Origin of the sequence: Alicyclobacillus fodiniaquatilis, from assembly GCF_042678105.1 — a bacterium.
GTDB lineage: Bacteria > Bacillota > Bacilli > Alicyclobacillales > Alicyclobacillaceae > Alicyclobacillus > Alicyclobacillus fodiniaquatilis.
Genome location: NZ_JBHUCX010000014.1, coordinates 117,149 through 136,012, shown reverse-complemented (window position 1 = coordinate 136,012; position 18,864 = coordinate 117,149). Strand labels below are relative to the sequence as shown.

Genomic DNA, 18,864 nt, shown 5'->3' with positions numbered 1-18,864 from the left:
CCAAACAAGGACTGGCGGAGGAGATGAATTCTAAGTTATGGGGAAAACCAGACACTCTGTAGAGAAAGCCCAGGCGACCATTGATCCGCCGCACACAAGATTAGACAAGAGCCTAGATAAGAATATAGAAACTTTACATGGGATCTTTCATGATTCTTTTGATATCGTATTTCGTCCGATTCATCTTCCTGATCTCGGTGAGATATTAATCCTGTTCGTGAACGGATTAGTGAACTCCGACAGTCTCGACAGTGCAGTGTTGAAGCCCCTTATCTTTGAAGGGGACACGATGAAACTCCGGACGAATTGCAGTTTACATCAAATCATCAAACACCAGTTAATTGCAATTGCCCAAACCAAGACCGCATTCACCATTGATGAAATCGTTATGGAGATATTAAGCGCAAAAGTTGCAATTTTAGCAGACGGAGAACAGCAGGCCATCATTGCGGATTTGCATGGTTTTCAAACCAGGACAGTCACAGAGCCGAGCTCTGAAGTCGCAATTCGAGGTCCGAAGGAAGGTTTTACGGAATTTCTATTGACCAATACTAGTTTGATCCGGAGAAAAATTGTTCATCCAGGACTTAAAATGGAGCATTTCACCTTAGGTACGGTTACTCATACAAGTATTGCAGTTGCATACATCAAGGACATTGCCTCCGAGCCAATGGTCGATGAGGTTCGTCGGAGAATTTCTGCGATTGAAATTGATTCAGTGATTGACACAGCTTACATTGAAGAGTTTATTGAAGATGCCACATTTTCTCCCTACCCAACGATTCAAAATACAGAACGGCCAGACGTTGTAGCCACTACCCTTTTGGATGGTAAAATCGCGATCATGGCTGACGGAAGTCCAAATGCCTTGATTGTACCCGTGAGTTTTTGGGCAGCATTACAATCTTCAGAGGATTATTATGAGCGGTTTATTTTTTCAACTTGCATCAGGCTTTTACGGTTAATGATGTACACGATTTCACTCGTGTTACCGTCCTTTTATGTTGCCATCACGACTTACCACCAGCAACTGCTGCCAACGCCACTACTGTTCAGTATTGCTGCGGCGCGTGAAGGGATCCCCTTTCCAACGATGATCGAAGCCCTCATCATGGAGTTTATGTTTGAGGGATTGCGCGAGGCTGGACTTCGCTTGCCCAAACCCGTTGGACCAGCTGTCAGTATCGTTGGCGCGCTCGTCATTGGTGAAACCGCGGTGCAAGCGGGCATTGTCTCTGCTCCAATGGTCATTATTATTGCCCTCACAGGTATTTGCTCCTTCGCAATCCCAAAATTTAATTTCGGGATTGCACATCGCTTATTGCGATTTCCAATTCTAATTATGTCTGGTGTATTTGGAATCTTCGGATTGACGATGGGATGTATTTTTGTTCTAATTCATTTGGTCTGTCTACGTTCATTTGGCGAACCTTACCTGAGCCCAATCGCACCCCAAATTTTTAGCGAAATGAAGGACTCCATCGTTCGTATCCCACGCTGGATGATGACAACACGTTCAGAATTTTCGGAGTCAACCACAAACCGTATTTCTCAGCGCCAACCTGCAAATCGATTCTCTAGGAGACGCCGATGAATAGAAAGTTGGTGGTTTTTCTGTCGTTGATGCTATGTTCCTGTCTGAGCACAGGTTGTTTGGATGAGATGGAACTCAATGACCTGGCAATTGATATGGGCGCAGGAATTGATCTCGTCAAGCCAAAACAATTTTCTGTGACAAAGCAGTTTATTGTCCCTTCAAAAATGAATGGTAGCCAGACGCAAGGAGGGCAAGCCAACAACGCGTACTTCATCATATCCAGTACCGGTTCAGATATTAGTGAGTGCATCAAAAAGAATCAATTGCAATTATCCAGGCACATTTTTGTGAGCTATAGAAGAAATTTGTACATTGGTGAAAACATGGCAAAACACGGGATAGAACGTACCATGGATGTGTTTAACAGGGATCCGAAAAATCGACTTCGTACTGATGTCTGGGTAGTGAAAGATGGAGAAGCACGGACACTCCTGAGATTAAGCTATCCACTTGAACCTTTTTCTGCGGCTGCCGCCTCACAAATTTATAAAGCGATGGGCGGGGAGGTCGGCGAATCTTTTTTGAATTTTCTTATGGATGTGGAGAATGACAGCACTTACCCGACACTACCTGCTGTGGAAATTGTCTCAAAAGTTGGAGAAGGTCAGACAAAACCTGCTATACAGTTAGCCGGTCGAGCAATCTTTGACAAAAATCTACACTTGATTGGCTACCTTACCTTCGATGAGGCTGTTGAACGCCTATGGATATTAGGAAAAGACTCATACGGCTTCTTTCACTGTGAAGTACCGAATCAAAAAGGAAACGTAACCGTGAATATCACCCATGTCAGGAGCAGAATTCGCACAATGATTCATCCACACAATCAGGTCGAAATCAACGTTGAACTTAAGGGAACGGGTATTGTCCGTGAGAATAATACATTCTTGGATCTGTCTCAACCAGAGAACATTGATGAAGTTGAGCGATCATTCGATGCTCAAGCGTCAAAGCAGGTGTCAAATATGATAGCAAGGGTTCAACACCAATTCGGGGCAGACGTCTTCAATTTTGGTGAAAATATAAATCGACAGCATCCGGTCATCTGGAATCAACTTCGGAATAACTGGAAAGACGAATTTTCTCATGCAAATGTACATGTGGCTGTGAAAGTGGCGATTCGACATGTCGGGCTGGTTGGGGCACCGCTCGCGGCTAAAGGAAGCGACATCAAACAGTGAGAATCTCGAGTTTACAATTATATTGGCTACTCTTCACGATGTCTCTTGGCATGATCCTTCTTTTAACCATCAACCCAGCGGTTCTGTATGCCAAACAGGATGCTTGGATAGCCATCATGTGGCCAGGCGTATTTGGCATACTCATTGCATATATCTCGACACGCTTAAGTTTGCGATACCCAGGTCAAACCATCATTGAGTACAGCCAATCCATTTTAGGCAAGTGGTTGGGGAGATTGATTACAATTCCCTACCTGCTCACATGTTACTCATACTTGGCCGTCATTCTGCGTGAGTTTGCAGACTTTATTCAAATCACGTTATTTGAACAAACACCACTTTGGGTACCCATGAGCATTATGGTATTGGCTTTGATGTATGTCACGTACAAAGGAGGCATTGAAGGCATCGCTCGATGTGCCGAAATATTAGCCGTGATCATCATATTGAGCATGATCATAGTCTCTGGTTTGAGTATTCGTGATTGGGATTATCATCGACTGTTACCTCTATATTTGCATAAAGGGGTTACACATATTATCAGCGGCGGACTACCTGCTACGGCTTTTTTTGGCGAGCCTGCAATCATGGTACTGACACTCTTCAGTTTTTTGAAAAAACCAAAGACAGCTGTAATCCCTGTACTCTGGGCATGCATCATTGTTGCGACAATCACAGTGCTTGTGGCTATCGGAGTCGTCGCAGAATTTGGCTCAAATGTTCCGTCCAGGATGATATACCCTGTATTTATGCTCGTTCAATATATCTCTATTCTGGATTTCATTCAAAATACCGATGTACTCATCGTGATCGTGTGGATTGTAAGCATCTTTGTAAAGTTGTCTATCTATTTGTTCATCACGTCATATGGAACAACACAATGGCTCTCATTCCCAAAATACTGGGAGCGCATGATTGGTCCTGTTGCGCTCATCACTTTTATTTTCGCTATGATTCCACGTAACACCGCGAGTACCGGTGTTGTCTTTGTAAATTTTGCAGTTCATTATGTGGTTCCAATCGTTATGATCGGAATCCCGATTTTACTACTAATCGTTGGGCTTATCCGTAAACAATCCGTAAGATGTTGAAGCTGACGCGCAGCAAGGATCTACTCGTTGCCTGAAACCAAATCCTAAATCAACGCCAACCGATGAACCCTAAGCTTCGCATACTCTGCCATCATCGGCGCCATCTGGCGAAACCCCAGCAGCCCTTCTCCCAAAATTGGTCCTGTCGCAACGCCATCATCCCGCCAATAGAGGACTGGAAGTTCGTTAACTGAGAAAAAGATCTCTCCCGCGGCATGAATCAATTGCAGTCGATAAGGGCCGACAGCTTCGCTCGCCTCTGGTATCGGATCCGCCCCTTGCGCGACCAAATGAAAGCCAAAGCTCTTGCGGAGATTGCAAGTGTGAAAACGCCGCTCGTCCGCCAATTTACGCCGAAAATAGGAGAGATGATAGGTGTTGATCTCCCCGCTGTGATACATGGGGTACTGTCCGTCTCGCGGCTGCAGCGACGCATCAAACAGATGCTCGCCATCGCGGCCCGCGGCAGCAAAGAAGAGCATACACAATCCAGGTTCCCGGATGGGCCAAAATTCCCATTGAATCGATATTTGGTTCGGAAACACTTCCGGACACCAAAAAACAAAGTTGGATGCCTGACCTTGCTCTGGATCCAACATATTCTCCAATCTCATCCGCCCCAGCGGAAATGTGACCGCCGCTTGACCCTCCATGCGAAAGACCGCGACATCTGCTGGGACGCCGAGGGAGTTCTCATAAATGAGCTCCCCCAGGCGATAGCGCGCTGTCCAGTTCATGACAAAAATCCTTTCATTTCGTTATCCATGCTGCGCAACAGTCTCATACAAATCCACCGGTTCTCCGGTTTGAGCGGACTTGTACATGGCTAAAATCAACTTCAGGACTTGGAGTGACTCTTCCCCATTTAACAGAGGCTCGCGGTCTTCGCGAATGGCGTCGAGCATATCCTCAAACTGGCGTCGATGCGCCTGACCTGGCTCCACTTCAGCATCCGCCGCCCAGTTCGCCGCCACCCCGCCAAACATCCCACCAGCCTCATTCGCATCGCGAAAATACAGTTGTTTCAACTTGTCGTCTTCGATCACGGCCGTACCCAGTTCACCGAAAAGTTCCAAGCGCGTCGACAGGCCGGGGTAAGCGCTCGTGGTGCCCGAAATGGTGCCAATTGCGCCATTTGCAAACGTGACGGCAGCCACGGCGACATCTTCCACTTCGATGCGATCATGTGTCGCAGTCAACGTGTGTGCGAACACACTTTTGACAGGGCCCATCAAGTATTGCAGCACGTCAATCGTATGCAGCGCTTGAATCATCAGCACACCGCCGCCATCCATGGCCCATGTCCCACTCCATGGGGCGCGATCGTAATAAGATTGGGCACGATACCAATTGACAGCGGCTTGGCCGAGAAACAGCTTGCCAAATTTCCCGGAATCAATCTCACGTTTGACGCGAATGGTCGAATCGTCAAAGCGATGTTGGGACACGACGGCCAATTTCACCCCCGCTTTCCGGCATGCCGCAATGGCGAACTCGGCCTTATCAATGGCGATATCCACTGGCTTTTCCACAATGACATGCTTGCCTGCCCTTGCAGCTGCGACAATGGCGTCAGCGTGCGTCGCGCTCGGCGTGACAATGTTCACAATGTCGATGTCGTCCCGCGCCAGCATCGCCTGATAATCTGTGTACCAATCCACGTCCGCCTTTGCCGCCACCGCGCTGGCGTTGGCTTCGGAGATATCCGCAACAGCCACCAAGCGCGCGCCGTCGATTTTTGCGATTTGCTCCCTGTGAACTCTGCTGATGCCGCCGCAGCCAAAGAGCGCAAAACGAAATTCCTTCGTCATCGTCCATCCGCCTTTCTGCACTTACACATCCCATCCACATCACACATGCTGTATAAAGCGCGTTTTGATTTCTTCCAGCAGCTCGTCATAGGGGCGATTCCAGATTTCCTGATTCATGATTTCGACTTCAATCGGCCCCTTGTATCCGGCCGCTTCCACCGCTTTGCGCATGCGTTTGATCTCGATGACGCCGTCGCCCATCATGCCCCGCGACGTCAACGGAATGCCGACCGGAACCAGCCAATCGTTGACATGGAAGCCAACGATATGCCCCTGCGCGCGCTCGATTTCCGCATACAGTGCAGGATCCCACCAAACGTGGTAGACATCGACAACCACGCCCACTTGCGGTGAAGTGAGTCGCTGAACCATGTCGTTCGCCTGCGCCAAAGTCACAATCACCGAGCGGTCTCCGGCAAAAACCGGATGCAATGGCTCAATCCCCAACTTGATATTGGCTTCTACCGCGTAGGGGATGATTTGCGCTATCCCCGACTCCACCGTTTTGCGCGCAGCATCTAAATCTTTATCTGGCGCAGCGCCGCAGACGAGCACAAGGACCTCAGCGCCGAGTTCTGCGGCTTCGTCAATGGCGCGACGATTGTCATCCACGCGCGCCGCCCGCTCCAACGCGCTCGCGGCGGGAAACATGCCGCCGCGACAGAGACTGGAGACGCGCAGTCCACAATCGCGGACAATGCGCGCGCTTTCCGCCAAACCTGTGGTTTCGACTTTATCCCGCCATAGACTGATGTAAGGGATGCCCGCTTGTACGCAGCCCATGGCAGCTTCGCGCACGCTCCAATCATTCGCGGTGATTTGGTTGAAACTGAGCCGCGATAGCTCCATCTTTACACCACCCCCGCGAGCGCCAAAAAACGATTCATGCGCGTGCAGGCAAGTTCTTTGTCCACGAGCAAGCCAGCTGTATCAGCCAAGACAAATATCTCAGCCAGATGCAAGGTTGAACGCATGCTCTCCAACCCGCCGACCATTTTGAAGTGCGTCTGATAACCATTCAGGTACGACAGGAACACGACGCCCGTCTTGTAGAACTGCGTCGGCGCCTGAAAAATATGTCTGCTCAAAGGAACCGTAGGCGCCAAAAGAGATTGATAGCGCGGGACATCTCCATCGTCGAGCGCGTGCAGCGCGGCGGCGGCCACGGGCGCGATGGCGTCAAAGATGCCGAGCAGCGCATGACTGTAGCCTATGTCGTCGCCCAGCATCAAATCAGGATAGTTGAAGTCATCCCCCGTATACATCTTGACGCCCGCTGGCAGTTGTCGGCGCATTTCAATCTCAAATGCCGCATCGAGCAACGATATCTTGATTCCTTCAATCTTCTGCGCATGTCTGCGGATGATGTCCAGACAGACATTCATTGCCGCCGACCGATCCTTGTGCCCCCAATAGCCTGTTAACGCAGGATCAAACATGTCACCAAGCCAATGGAGAATGACAGGTTGAGAGACTTGCGACAGTACGGCGTCATAGACTTTGGCATAGTCCTCCGGCCCTTTGGCAATCGCTGCAAGCGTCCTGCTCGCCATGAGAATGATCCGGCCGCCGATAGATTCAATAAACGCGCACTGTTCTTCATAAGCCTGCTGAACGGCGCTCAAGGTCAACCCGGTGACGCCGCTCTGCAACTGATCCGTCCCGGCGCCGCAGGCAACCGTTGCGTTGAGCGCATTTGCCTCAGCAACAGAACGACGGATCAGTTCCTTCGTCGCCTCCCAATGAAGGCCCATTCCCCGCTGCGCAGTGTCCATCGCCTCGGCGACAGCAAACCCCATCGACCACAGATGCCTCCGGTAGGCAAGCGTCGCCTCCCAGTCAATCGCGCAATCGCTGGATGGATGTACATCTGCCAGTGGATTGGCCACCACATGGGCTGCCGCGTACGCTGTACGCGCCGCAAAGGATGTTCCCTTAGGCGTAGGAATGACTTGTTCTGTCATATGATAGGGTTCAAGCTGACCATTCGCACGTGGAAGCAATATTGGTTTCGCCACTGTTTAGTTGCCACTCCTCGCCAAAGACTCCACCTTCAGTTCGGGCACATCCACCCATGAACGCGACGTCGAGGATTTCAAACCCAACTCTGCCAGTTGCACGCCTTTGGCGCCTTGTAAAAAGTCATAGGGAAACGGCGTATCCAACACCACGTGTTTCAGGAACATCTCCCATTCCACTTTAAATGCGTTGTCCGGTTCCTGATAGGTGGGCACATCAACCCATTGGGCGCTGTAGTCATTCGGATCTGCCACATCCGGGTTCCACCTTGCCGCAGACGTAAATGCGGCATGCTGCACTTTACAGTTTCGCAGGCCCGCCACAGCGCTCCCTTTCGTGCCATCAACCTGAAGCTCAAACAGCTCACCGCGGTTTACACGCACACACCACGAGGAATTGATGTGCGCGATGATGCCGCCTGCAAGCTCAAACGTCGCATAAGCAGCATCATCCGCGGTGGCGGCATACGCTTCCCCCTGCTCATCCCAACGTTCGGGAATGTGCGTTTTTCCCAGACAAGACACCGCTTTCACTCCGCCAAAAATGTTGTCGAGCACGTACCGCCAGTGACAGAGCATATCCACGATGATTCCACCGCCGTCCTCCGCCCGGTAATTCCACGAAGGTCTCTGGCTTGGCTGGCCATCTCCTTCAAACACCCAGTAGCCAAACTCGCCACGCACAGAGAGAATGCGGCCAAAAAAGCCGCTGTCCACCAACTGCTTTAGTTTGAGTAACCCTGGCAAAAAAAGCTTATCTTGAACAATCCCGTTCTTAACCCCTTTTTCCACGGCCAAATTGGCCAGTTTCAACGATTCTGCCAAGCTGACGCCCAGCGGTTTTTCACAATATACATGCTTCCCCGCCTCGATGGCCGCTGTGACAGACGCTGCCCGCTGCAAAGTCGTCTGGGCGTCAAAATAAATCTGGTCTTGCGGATCTGCCAGACACGCTTGTAAATCTGTGCTCCATCGTTCTATACCGTACTTTTCCGCCAAGCTGCGCAACTTGTGCTCATTTCGTCCGACCAGGATGGGATCCGGCCACAAAGTTTCCCCGCCTGGCAAAGGGATCCCCCCTTGCTCGCGAATGGCGATGATGGATCTCTCCAAGTGCTGAAAAGTCCCCATCCGCCCCGTGACGCCGTTCATGATCACGCCGATTTTTTTCATGATGACCATTCCTCTCAAGTGACGTTCGCGCAACTTCTCTCAGGCGCTTTCTACATATCATATATAATATATAAGGTATAATGCTCAAAAAGTAAAATCAAACATAGAACAACCCCTTCCATGTGCTCAATCCACTTGCACTGAACTCACTCACGGTGCACTTCATCTTGAACAATCCCTAGATTACATATATAATATATAGGATATAATAAGCGGATTATCTCATTATAAAAATATATAATGATATCAATTGAAATCAAGAGTGGAGCTGAAAAGATGAAAGAATCCGGGTTTACGCCCCCATCGTATAACACCAAGCAGGAATTTATTTATCAAGCGCTGCGCGACGCGATCATGCGTTGTGAAATTCAACCCGAACAGCGATTGATCATCCAAAACATCGCAGATCAATTTGGCGTCAGTTCCATTCCAGTGCGCGAAGCGCTGCGCATGCTTCACTCCGAAGATCTGATTGAGTATAAACCACACATCGGCGCCATCGCGTCGCCCATATCCAAGGCCTCCATCGTCGAGACATTTACCATCAAAGAGGCGCTTGAAGCAGTGGCAACCCGCACAGCAGTGGAGCGCATGACGCCGGAAAACCTGCAATTGCTCAAGCAGCACGTGGCCGACATGGACGACGCGCTGCAAAACGGCGACTATGAGGCGTGGGGTGCGCTCAATACTGAATTTCATGATGCCATTACCAATATGACGGGCATGCCCATGCTCAAGGAAATCACCAAGAAAATATTGAACAAGTGGAACCGGATTCGACATTACTTCTTCAGTGAAGTGCTCGTTCATCGACTGATTCGTTCCCAGGAGGAACACCATGCCATTATGCGCGCCATCGCTGAAGGAAACGCTGAAGAAGCCGAACAGCTCGCCAAAGCCCACAACCAAAACGCGTTAAAAGACTACATGGCACACTTGGAATAAATGATGACGATGGACCACGTATGCCCCATTGCCTCGAGGCGACATCTCTTTTGTCACAAAAATGCCCACTTGATTGTCTAGTCAGCGTACGCGCATTTTTTGCGCATCAATTGAGAGACATGGACGGAGGAGCCCATGAACCTAGAACCGTTGGACATCGCACAATTGTATATCCAACAAAAAACCAGGTTGTTGTCTGTCGCCTATCGCATGCTTGGTACAAGGACAGAGGCGGAGGATGTCGTACAGGATGTGTTCACTACTGTCCATGCAGTAGACGTGGCGTCTGTACAAAACCTTGAGGCATACATGTTGCGGATGGTCGTCAATCGCTGCCTGAATACGCTGCAATCGGCGCGTTACCAGCGGGAGGTGTACACAGGTCCATGGTTGCCGGAACCTGTGATCCAAACCGCAGAAAGGACAGACCCACTCGCGTCGCTCGAACAGGCTGAGTCCGTTTCGTATGCGATGCTGGTCGTGTTAGAACGACTCAATCCGATCGAAAGAGCCGTTTTTGTCTTGCGGGACATTCTTCGCTTTGACTACGATGAAATTGCCGACATGGTTGGCAAATCAGCGGTCAACTGCCGCAAAATCCACAGTCGGGCCAAACAAAAACTGGGCCAAGAACCGAAAACGCATATGACCGATGAAAATGTGATGCGCGATTATATCAACCGGTTCATTCATGGCGTAAAAACAGGCGATTTCTCTGGCTTTATTCAAGTATTGACCGAGGACGTCCAAATGGTTTCCGACGGCGGCGGGCGCGTTAGATCTGCCTTACGTCCAATCTACGGGCAGGATAAAGTTGTTCGATTTATCCTGGGCATCAGTCGACGGGGTGCGTTGCAGGGCACCTACCAGTGCGCCCTCGTCAATGGCCACCCCGGGATGTTGTTGTATCACGGCCCCACCCTGCACGGAGTTCTGTCACTGGCCTGTGACGCACAAGGTGTCAACCGCATCTATTACCTGGTCAACCCAGATAAGCTCGTGCGCATTTCTGCTTGCCCTCCACCGCAGTGAACGAGCGGGATCGACGACCTACTTGAATGGTTCAAAGGTTTTTTTCGCAAGTTCAAGATGTACACCGCTTATTTGGCCAACCATGAACGGATCACGGGAATGCCGATGATCACAACGAGAATGACCCAGACAATTGGATGCGCAAAATTGAACGTCCAGCCAATGCCAAACCGCTTATTCACGAAAATAGCTGGGTCTTGCGGATTGAAATAGAGAATGCCGCCTTTCCAGTATTTATCGTCATCTGGGTGCACATATTTCTTCGCTGACGCTGCCACTTGTTGCATTTGTTCACGTTGCTGTTTGCGCTTTATTGCCCAAATGACAATGAAAAGCACAGCGATAAAACAAAGCAGCGTGGGGAGCAAAACGGACACTGGACCGTTGACTCCGCCATGGTTCCACGAACCCCAGGCGAACAAACTGACAAATAGCATCATCAGATTGAAAATGGCGATGACCAGCCACATCAGCCGCACAAGTTGGCGCTGTGTCCACACCTGATGCTCGAACGCGCTTTCCGGTTCACCTGCATCAATCCGCACGGCAGCGCGCTGTACAGAAAAATTGACGATCCCGATGATCACCAATAGCAACAACTGCACAAACACGGGGCCAAGCACGCTAAAGATGGATTTGTCAGCCCACCCGTCCGGCACGCCATGCGAGTTGAAGTGGATGGCGATGCGATTGGGCAGATGCGGATACCGCACGATGCCGATGACAAGCGTCCCAAGAAAAATAACGACAGATGGCAAGGCCCACCAGAGAGACACATGCTGCGGCTGTTGGCTGGCGCTGATGTCCGCAACCAACACCTGCTTTTTCCCCGCATACCAACTTTCTGCCTTCTTTGTGCGGCCAAGTCGGCGATGCGCTGTGTAATAATTCGCATAACTGGCCAGCAGACTGAACAGAATGAGCGCAGGCATCCAGAATGGCGCCATACCTTCGCTCGTGTTCGCAGCATACAGCGCTACATCGGCGGCAATGGCCACAAGCGTGATCACAGCGAGCCAGCGATAATAAACACTTCGCGCTTGCAGTACGGCTGGATGGTGAACGAAATCTGGCGGAATGCGCACACCGAACTGCAACGTATTTGGCAATAGGGATGGCATCATCCAGTTGAGGACCAGAATCAGCAAAAGAACGATAGTGAATACGGCAAAAAAATCAAACATGCAACTCGCCCCTTGAGAAATCTGAGATTGCTAACCGATACATCGCCCTACCCTGAAAATCATAAGGTACTTTTAGTGTGCGCCATTCGCGCTGCCTGATTGATGGGCATTTTCATGATTTTGCTGGTGCGGGACGCATCACACATGGCGGTCTATTTCGTGTCTTCAAGTGGCGATGCAGTAAAGCCAGCGAGAATGGTCCGGCAGATTTCGAGGAGTTCGTTGCCGTCAATTCCTTTCACAAACGCCTCAGCCAGCAATACGCGCGCTCTAGCCTGCCACTGTTCCCGGAAGACTTCAGGCGGCAAATCGACGTGGATGACGGCCCCCGATTTTCGGTTTAAGCGTAACAACCCTTCCTGTCGGAGCAAGTCGTACGCTTTGTTGACGGTGTGGAAGTTGATGCCGAAATCGGCCGCCAATTGACGTGTCGAAGGCAGTGACGCGCCATCAACCAATTGTCCTGTCGCGATGCCCTCGACAATCTGATCGCGAATTTGCTGATATAACGGTGTATCGCTCTCCAATTCCAGGATAATTTTCATAGTCAGCACCTTTGTTCTATATCAGATATAACAAAAATACAACAAAGAACACGTCAACACAAGTGGAAGACGCGCCCTTTTCACCAACATTCCATTCAGGGTGTTGTCACTGCGCCAGCCTGTGCATCTTCTGCATGACCAGCGGAGCATACCGTACACGAACTCACTGGAGCAGTTGCTTCACCAACCGTTTTGGCGCTGCCCGCAAATAAGCTTCCTTTAGCAATTCACGCATTTCATTCCAATCCAGCGGCTCGCCCCGTTTGGTCGCTACCCAGCCGTGGTGCCCAATGTACGGCGGTTTAAAAAAACAGCTTTGCTGCAACAGAATCTCTTGATTGGCGTGATCCGATTTGAACGAAAAACCCGGCCCTTCCTCACTTTCACTCATCATGATGAACGACTTGCCTTTGACTTTAAATGTCGTGTGGCCGAATCCATCGATGATCTCCTCGACCTCGGGCAAGGCTTGGCAAATTTCACGCACCTTGTCCAGCATCTCATGCCCTTCTTTCGACCTGATGTGGTGATGATGTTCCATCCCCGACTCAACCTCCTCTTCTAAGCGCTTTATTCCGCCGCACAGCGCAATAAAATCTTGCCCTGCACCGTCCCAGGCGTCTTGTATAATGCAAACGCCTGATTGATTTCGGCCAGTGGCATGGACTGAAAAACGATGTCTGTCAGATTCAGTTTCCCTGCCGTGAGAAAATGGCTGGTCATCGCCCACTCCTCACCTGGATACGGCGCACTGTAGGACATCCATGACCCCGTAAGTGTAAACTCCTTGCGATTCATGAGTTCAAACAAGCGGGCATCAAATGTGACATCCTGACTGGCGGTGCCGACAAAACAGACCTTCGCCTGATTGCCTGCCAATTCGAACGCCAAATTCATGGCGGCGACGGCGCCAGCCGTTTCCAGTACCACGCCAAACCCTTGGCCAGCGGTGATCGTTTGGCATGCTGCTTTAAAATCGGGAGCGGTTGTATTGAGTGTATAATCAGCGCCCAATTTTTGCGCGGTCGTCAATCGCGCATCTGCGATGTCAAACACGGTCACCGATTTGGCGCCGAGCACACGCGCCCATTGCAGCGCCAATAGGCCAATGTTGCCACCGCCTAGGATGGCGACGTCCTGGCCGCCTTCATAGGCAATATGACGCAGCGCATGCAACGCCACCGCCGACGGTTCAAATAGCGCACCTTCTGCAAAACTCGCCTTGTGCGGCAGTTTGACGATGTTCGCCGCCGGCAACTTGACGTATTCCGCCCAACTGCCCGGGATTCTCGATCCGATAAATGTGTAGTGCTTACACTGCGCATAGTTTCCCTTTTGGCAGTCGGCACAGCTGCGGCAAGGCACGAGCGGCGCTCCCGCCACGCGGTCACCCACTTGGACATCCGTGACGGCTGCGCCGATTTTGTCCACCAAACCCGCGAATTCGTGACCGAGGACAATGGGATAAAAATGCGCGCCATCCCCGAGCACCCGCGGCAAATCGGAACCGCAAATGCCGGTCACCATCACTTTGACCAATACATCGTGATCGCCAATTTCGGGCATGGGCACAGTTTCCACACGCAAATCGTCTTTGCCGTGTAAAACCGCCGCTTGCATCGTCTTCATGTGTTCACCGTCCTCCCCTGAAAATAAAATTGCTACCTTTGCCTGCGCCAGCGGCGATGCCTGAATCAACTGGCATTTTCATGCTGCTGCTGATGCGGGACGCATCACGCATGGTCATCTAACCCTAACCTTGGGAATAGATCTTTCAACCGTTCATACGTCTCCAGATACAGTTCATACTGACGTCCATACGCGGACCGAAGATTGGCGTCCGGCGTGTGGATGCGATGGCTGCAGGCTGTATGTTGCACCGCGTCCTGAAAATCCGCATAGATGCCCACGCCAATCCCCGCGAGCATGGCGGCGCCCAGCGCAGTCGCTTTATCAGAGGCCATGGTAGGCACTTTGATGATCTTCCCTGTGATATCCGCCTTCATTTGCGTCCAAACATGGCTGTTGCCTGCGCCCCCTGTGCTGTACAGTTCGTGGACGGCGACACCTGCCGCCTGCGCCGTCATCAGGTTGTGCTGCAAGGCAAACGCGCAACCCTCCATCACGGCGCGAATCATGTGCGCCCGCGACTTGTCATAGGACAGGCCTAAAAACACGCCTTTGGCATGGATGTCCCATAGTGGAGATCTCTCGCCCGCCATATAGGGCAAAAAAATCACCCCGTCGCTCCCTGGCGGAACAGACGCTGCTTCACGGTTGACCGTGGCAAAGAATGCTTCATCGCTGGCGGAAGAAAACTCCTTGGCAAGTTCTCGACGCAACCATTTCAGGCTGCCGCCGCCAACGGTCCCCCCTTGCAGGAGCCAGGTATCGGCGACGACGTGATAACCCAAAATCAGATTTTTGTCGCGCTGCGCCTCGTCCATCACAATGCTCATGCCGCCAGACTGACCGCCTTGCTCTTGCACTTGGCCAGGTGAAATCGCACCGATGCCAAGCGTGGCGCAAGCTGAATCCAGACCGCCCGCCACGACAGGCGTCCCTGCTTTCAAACCGCAGGCACGCGCGGCTTCGGCTGTCAATTCACCGACGACGTCACTGCAGGCGTAGATGTCCGGCAGCAGTTCCCGATCAATGCCCATCTGCGCGCACAAGGCGTCATCCCATCTGCCTGTGCTCACGTTAAAAGCGTGGATGCCGTACCCCTGGGACAGATCTTGCGTGAACTGCCCTGTCAGTTTGTAGACGATAAAACTGTTGCTCTGCAAAAATTTAAAAGTCTGCCGATACACGTCAGGCTCATGCGCTTTGAGCCACAATATCTTGCCGGTTGTGTAGCCAGGCGCGAGCCGATTGCCCGCAATCGCAAAAATTCGCTCTTCGCCAACCGTCTGCTCGATTTGCTCACATTCTTGACTTGCTCTCGTGTCCAACCAGATGATGGCCTTGCGCAGCGCATTTCCGCGCTTGTCCACGGGAAGCGCGCTCCAGCTTTGCCCATCCACGCCAATACACGCCACGTCGCTGGATCGAATGCCTGCTTCCGCCAGCATGCGCTGAATTCCCGTACAAACAGCGCGCCACCAATCATTGGGGTCCTGCTCCACGTAACCAGCGAGCGGCGAAAACGTGTCGTACGGTTCCGTCACTTGGCAAACAGCTTGTCCATCCTTGCGAAAGATTGCCATCTTGCAGCCGGAAGTGCCTATGTCAATCCCCAGTAAATAGCTTCCCGCCATCTGTCGCCCTGCTTTCGAACGCATTTTGCTTACTTGAAATTCCTCCGCCAACGTCCACGATATATGGATAAGTGAATCATCATCTGCGCGCGTATGCATCGCTCAAACTCGATTGACGCAACCGCAGATCTCCATTTTCTCACGCGCCAATTGTTTAACCCCTGCTTTAGCAGGCACCATATATTGCCGCGGATCGAGCGAAGACGGATGATCGATAAAAAATTGACGAATGGCCTGTGAGAAGGCGTTCTTCAACTCGGTGGCCACGTTCATCTTAGCCATGCCCAACGCGATACAACGCTGCACCTGCGCCGTCGGAATGCCGGATCCGCCGTGCAAAACCAGGGGAACCTCGACCATGCGCGCAATTTGCTCAAGGCGCGCAAAGTCAATTTTCGGCTCGCCGTGATAAATGCCGTGCGCCGTTCCGATGGCGGGCGCCAATGTGGGCACGCCTGTCTGCTCAATGAACGCCGCGCATTCAGCCGGGTCGGCTAGCAACGCGTCCGCTTCATCGACCACGATGTTGTCCTCGACGCCGCCTACTTTCCCCAGTTCCGCTTCGACGTTGACATTCAATGCCTGCGCCACATCGACCACCGCCTTCGTCCGGCGCACGTTCTCCGCAAACGGATACATCGAAGCGTCCATCATCACGGACGTGTATCCTGCCCGCATACATTTTAAAATGAGATCGAAGTCTTGGCAGTGATCCAAGTGCAGCGCGATGGGCACCGTAGCCTGACTCGCCGCCACCTTTGCTGCCGCTGCGATATATTCTGCGCCCAAATGATGAACTGTCCCGACCGTTGTCTGCAAAATGAGTGGCGATCTCGCCGTTTCCGCCGCTTCCACCACCGCCTGCAGCATTTCCAAAGTGTGAATATTGAAAGCGACAACGGCGTACCCGCGCGCCCTAGCTTCGACAAGCAACGGTGTGGAGGACACCAGTTCCATGTGCTTCACCTACCTCTTCTAAAAATAATACGGCGCCTTGGTGTGCGCCCATCCACGATGCCCGAATTGCCTGACATTTTGCTGGATAAACGCTTTCACGTCCGCCAAATGTCCGATGCCTTCCATCGGGCCCTGCTTGCGCGTAGCCAAAGCGCCCATCGCATTCGCGAACGTCAAAATGGGTTCCCAGTCCCATTCTTTCAACAAACCATAGACAAATCCTGCGCTAAAACAATCACCGGCTCCCGTCGGATCCACCACGTCGACGTGAAACGCTGGCACCTGCACCTGTCCGGCGCCATGATACAACGTGCATCCGGCTGCTCCATGCTTGCAGATGACCGCTTTTGCGCCCAACTCCAGCAGCGCGCGCACCGCATCCTCTCTTTGCGCCTGCCCGGTCAGCAACTCTGCTTCTCCGTCGCTCGGCAGCACATAATCGCACATGTTCAGCAGCGGCGTGTACAGTTGTTCCATCTCGCCCGCCTCACACAGTTCCGGCCGAATATTGGGATCAAACGTGACAATACCCCCGTTTTGTTTGACCATGCGGGCCGCTTCGTAACAGGCTAGACGCGTGGTCTCGTTGATAGATAGAGTAGAGCCATTGAGATGCAAAACGCGCGTCTGCGCCAGCACCAGTTCATCCAATTGATCCACTTGAATACATCCGGCCGCCGCGTCTGCCACATGAAATAAAAACTGCCTAGCGCCAGCGGAAAAATAGGTGACAAAGGCCACGGCGGTGGTTTTGTCTTGCAGCGTGGCCACCTGATGGACATCGACGCCGTCTTCCACCAACCGCGTCAAAACGCATTTGCCGAAGTCATCGTTTCCGACACACCCAATCATCCCCGTCGCCACACCTAGTCGGGCGAGTGCGTCAATAAAAATAGCTGGCGCGCCGCTGGGGTAAGGACCAGTGAAAGTCCCGGTTTGATACAACGGGACATTGGGACTGGGGCGCATGACTTCCACAAGCAATTCTCCGATTGCACATACATCCATCGCCATATCCGCGCTCCTTCTGTATATACCTGCTCTATCATGATACGCCGTTTGCGGCGACTTTCCCATGCTTTGGCACAACAGATCCCGTAGACAGCTACTAAACTTCAAAGAATTTCATTTTATTACATTTGTATAGTAACTATGATATAATAACGATGAAAATGAGCATGCATGCAATACCAATCTTTTGCAAAGAAGGGTTGTCATATGTCCAATCAACAAGTGGTACAGCGCGACATCAAGCGTGTCTGGCATCCGGAACCACATCAAAATAGTCCAATTCACACGGCTGCCATGGTGCTTGAACCCGGGCGAACCGCTGAGTATGATCCATTTCTGCTCATGGCAGAAGACTGGTTCCAACAAGGGACGTTCGACGTCCACCCACATCGCGGCATCGAGACGGTCACTTACGTCATTGAGGGAAAACTGCAGCACTATGACAATCAGGCCGGGAACGGGGAACTTCTGCCCGGCGACGTGCAGTGGATGACTGCAGGGCGCGGTGTCATCCATAAAGAAGATCCCGCTCCTGGGGAGTGCGTGCACAGTCTGCAGCTGTGGGTCAATTTGCCGCGCGAGCACAAAATGACCGCGCCGCGCTACCAAAACCTGCGCAGCCAAGATATGCCCGTCCGCCGTGAAGCGGGCGCCGTCATTCGCGTGTTCTCTGGCGCGTCGGCGGGCATTCAAGCAGATACAAAGAACCATGTACCCGTGACCATGGTAGAAATCACGCTGGAAGCAGGCGCCACAGTCAGCCAGGACCTGCCAGGCAGCTACAACGGCTTTCTCTACGTGCTACAGGGACGAGGAGTATTCGGCACCCAACAGGTAGCAGCTGAGCAAGGTCAAGCCTTGCAGTTGGCTGAAGCAGACGAAAACGCGGACAGTGAAATTACAATCAGCGCCATCGAACCCACGCGCGTCTTGCTGTATGCCGGTGAGCCGGTACGCGAGCCTGTCGTCGCTTATGGACCGTTTGTCATGAATACGAAGGCCGAGATCGCGCAGGCGATTGAGGATTATCAGAGTGGAAAATTCGCTCAATAAACGACT

The 18,864-nt window shown here is 51.8% G+C and carries 18 protein-coding genes; 6 read left to right on the top strand and 12 right to left on the bottom strand.

Annotated features, from left to right (window positions below):
• The first annotated feature begins 37 nt into the window (after positions 1 to 37).
• Genes ACFSB2_RS04870 through ACFSB2_RS04860 form a run of 3 tightly spaced genes read left to right on the top strand, consistent with a single transcriptional unit; the run spans position 38 to position 3,869 of the window.
• Positions 38 to 1,594, top strand: a complete 1,557-nt coding sequence (locus ACFSB2_RS04870) for a spore germination protein (RefSeq protein ID WP_377941733.1) — start codon at positions 38 to 40, stop codon at positions 1,592 to 1,594.
• Positions 1,591 to 2,778, top strand: coding sequence for a Ger(x)C family spore germination protein (locus ACFSB2_RS04865; RefSeq protein ID WP_377941730.1), 1,188 nt, complete (start codon positions 1,591 to 1,593; stop codon positions 2,776 to 2,778). Before ACFSB2_RS04870 ends, ACFSB2_RS04865 begins: the two co-directional genes overlap by 4 nt.
• Positions 2,775 to 3,869, top strand: coding sequence for a GerAB/ArcD/ProY family transporter (locus ACFSB2_RS04860; RefSeq protein ID WP_377941729.1), 1,095 nt, complete (start codon positions 2,775 to 2,777; stop codon positions 3,867 to 3,869). Before ACFSB2_RS04865 ends, ACFSB2_RS04860 begins: the two co-directional genes overlap by 4 nt.
• A gap of 44 nt (positions 3,870 to 3,913) precedes the next feature.
• On the opposite strand, the gene ACFSB2_RS04855 is transcribed toward ACFSB2_RS04860, so the two are convergent.
• Genes ACFSB2_RS04855 through ACFSB2_RS04835 form a run of 5 tightly spaced genes read right to left on the bottom strand, consistent with a single transcriptional unit; the run spans position 3,914 to position 8,871 of the window.
• Positions 3,914 to 4,606, bottom strand: a complete 693-nt coding sequence (locus tag ACFSB2_RS04855) for a DUF1961 family protein (protein ID WP_377941728.1) — start codon at positions 4,604 to 4,606, stop codon at positions 3,914 to 3,916.
• 21 nt (positions 4,607 to 4,627) lie between these two features.
• On the bottom strand, positions 4,628 to 5,680 hold the full coding sequence (locus ACFSB2_RS04850) for a Gfo/Idh/MocA family protein (protein ID WP_377941726.1): 1,053 nt from the start codon (positions 5,678 to 5,680) through the stop codon (positions 4,628 to 4,630).
• A gap of 39 nt (positions 5,681 to 5,719) precedes the next feature.
• Positions 5,720 to 6,529, bottom strand: coding sequence for a sugar phosphate isomerase/epimerase family protein (locus ACFSB2_RS04845; protein ID WP_377941725.1), 810 nt, complete (start codon positions 6,527 to 6,529; stop codon positions 5,720 to 5,722).
• A 2-nt stretch (positions 6,530 to 6,531) separates the two neighbouring features.
• Positions 6,532 to 7,698: a dihydrodipicolinate synthase family protein gene (locus tag ACFSB2_RS04840; RefSeq protein WP_377941722.1), complete on the bottom strand. Its 1,167-nt coding sequence runs from the start codon at positions 7,696 to 7,698 to the stop codon at positions 6,532 to 6,534.
• 3 nt (positions 7,699 to 7,701) lie between these two features.
• Entirely contained in the window at positions 7,702 to 8,871 is a 1,170-nt protein-coding gene (locus tag ACFSB2_RS04835; RefSeq protein ID WP_377941720.1) for a Gfo/Idh/MocA family protein, read from the bottom strand.
• Positions 8,872 to 9,147: 276 nt separating this feature from the next.
• Between ACFSB2_RS04835 and ACFSB2_RS04830 the strand changes: the two genes are divergently transcribed.
• Together ACFSB2_RS04830 and ACFSB2_RS04825 are read left to right on the top strand one after the other, a co-directional pair.
• The gene (locus tag ACFSB2_RS04830; RefSeq protein WP_377941718.1) at positions 9,148 to 9,816 is read left to right on the top strand and encodes a GntR family transcriptional regulator; all 669 of its coding nucleotides are present in this window, start codon (positions 9,148 to 9,150) and stop codon (positions 9,814 to 9,816) included.
• A gap of 135 nt (positions 9,817 to 9,951) precedes the next feature.
• Positions 9,952 to 10,848, top strand: coding sequence for an RNA polymerase sigma-70 factor (locus ACFSB2_RS04825; protein WP_377941716.1), 897 nt, complete (start codon positions 9,952 to 9,954; stop codon positions 10,846 to 10,848).
• A gap of 68 nt (positions 10,849 to 10,916) precedes the next feature.
• Here the strand turns inward: ACFSB2_RS04825 and ACFSB2_RS04820 are convergent, their stop codons facing one another.
• From ACFSB2_RS04820 to ACFSB2_RS04790, 7 genes are all read right to left on the bottom strand, one after another.
• Positions 10,917 to 12,032, bottom strand: coding sequence for a DUF1648 domain-containing protein (locus ACFSB2_RS04820; RefSeq protein WP_377941713.1), 1,116 nt, complete (start codon positions 12,030 to 12,032; stop codon positions 10,917 to 10,919).
• Positions 12,033 to 12,184: 152 nt separating this feature from the next.
• The gene (locus tag ACFSB2_RS04815) at positions 12,185 to 12,577 is read right to left on the bottom strand and encodes a GntR family transcriptional regulator (RefSeq protein WP_377941711.1); all 393 of its coding nucleotides are present in this window, start codon (positions 12,575 to 12,577) and stop codon (positions 12,185 to 12,187) included.
• 163 nt (positions 12,578 to 12,740) lie between these two features.
• Positions 12,741 to 13,118: an MmcQ/YjbR family DNA-binding protein gene (locus tag ACFSB2_RS04810; RefSeq protein ID WP_377941709.1), complete on the bottom strand. Its 378-nt coding sequence runs from the start codon at positions 13,116 to 13,118 to the stop codon at positions 12,741 to 12,743.
• A 29-nt stretch (positions 13,119 to 13,147) separates the two neighbouring features.
• Positions 13,148 to 14,206, bottom strand: coding sequence for a galactitol-1-phosphate 5-dehydrogenase (locus tag ACFSB2_RS04805; RefSeq protein WP_377941707.1), 1,059 nt, complete (start codon positions 14,204 to 14,206; stop codon positions 13,148 to 13,150).
• Between the two features lie 104 nt (positions 14,207 to 14,310).
• Positions 14,311 to 15,936, bottom strand: a complete 1,626-nt coding sequence (gene xylB, locus ACFSB2_RS04800) for a xylulokinase (RefSeq protein WP_377941705.1) — start codon at positions 15,934 to 15,936, stop codon at positions 14,311 to 14,313.
• 3 nt (positions 15,937 to 15,939) lie between these two features.
• Entirely contained in the window at positions 15,940 to 16,794 is an 855-nt protein-coding gene (locus ACFSB2_RS04795) for a class II fructose-bisphosphate aldolase (protein WP_377941704.1), read from the bottom strand.
• 18 nt (positions 16,795 to 16,812) lie between these two features.
• A complete protein-coding gene (locus ACFSB2_RS04790; protein ID WP_377941703.1) occupies positions 16,813 to 17,808 on the bottom strand; it encodes a sugar kinase in 996 nt (331 codons plus the stop codon).
• A gap of 204 nt (positions 17,809 to 18,012) precedes the next feature.
• Between ACFSB2_RS04790 and ACFSB2_RS04785 the strand changes: the two genes are divergently transcribed.
• Positions 18,013 to 18,858, top strand: coding sequence for a pirin family protein (locus tag ACFSB2_RS04785; RefSeq protein ID WP_377941701.1), 846 nt, complete (start codon positions 18,013 to 18,015; stop codon positions 18,856 to 18,858).
• The last annotated feature ends 6 nt before the right edge of the window (positions 18,859 to 18,864 follow it).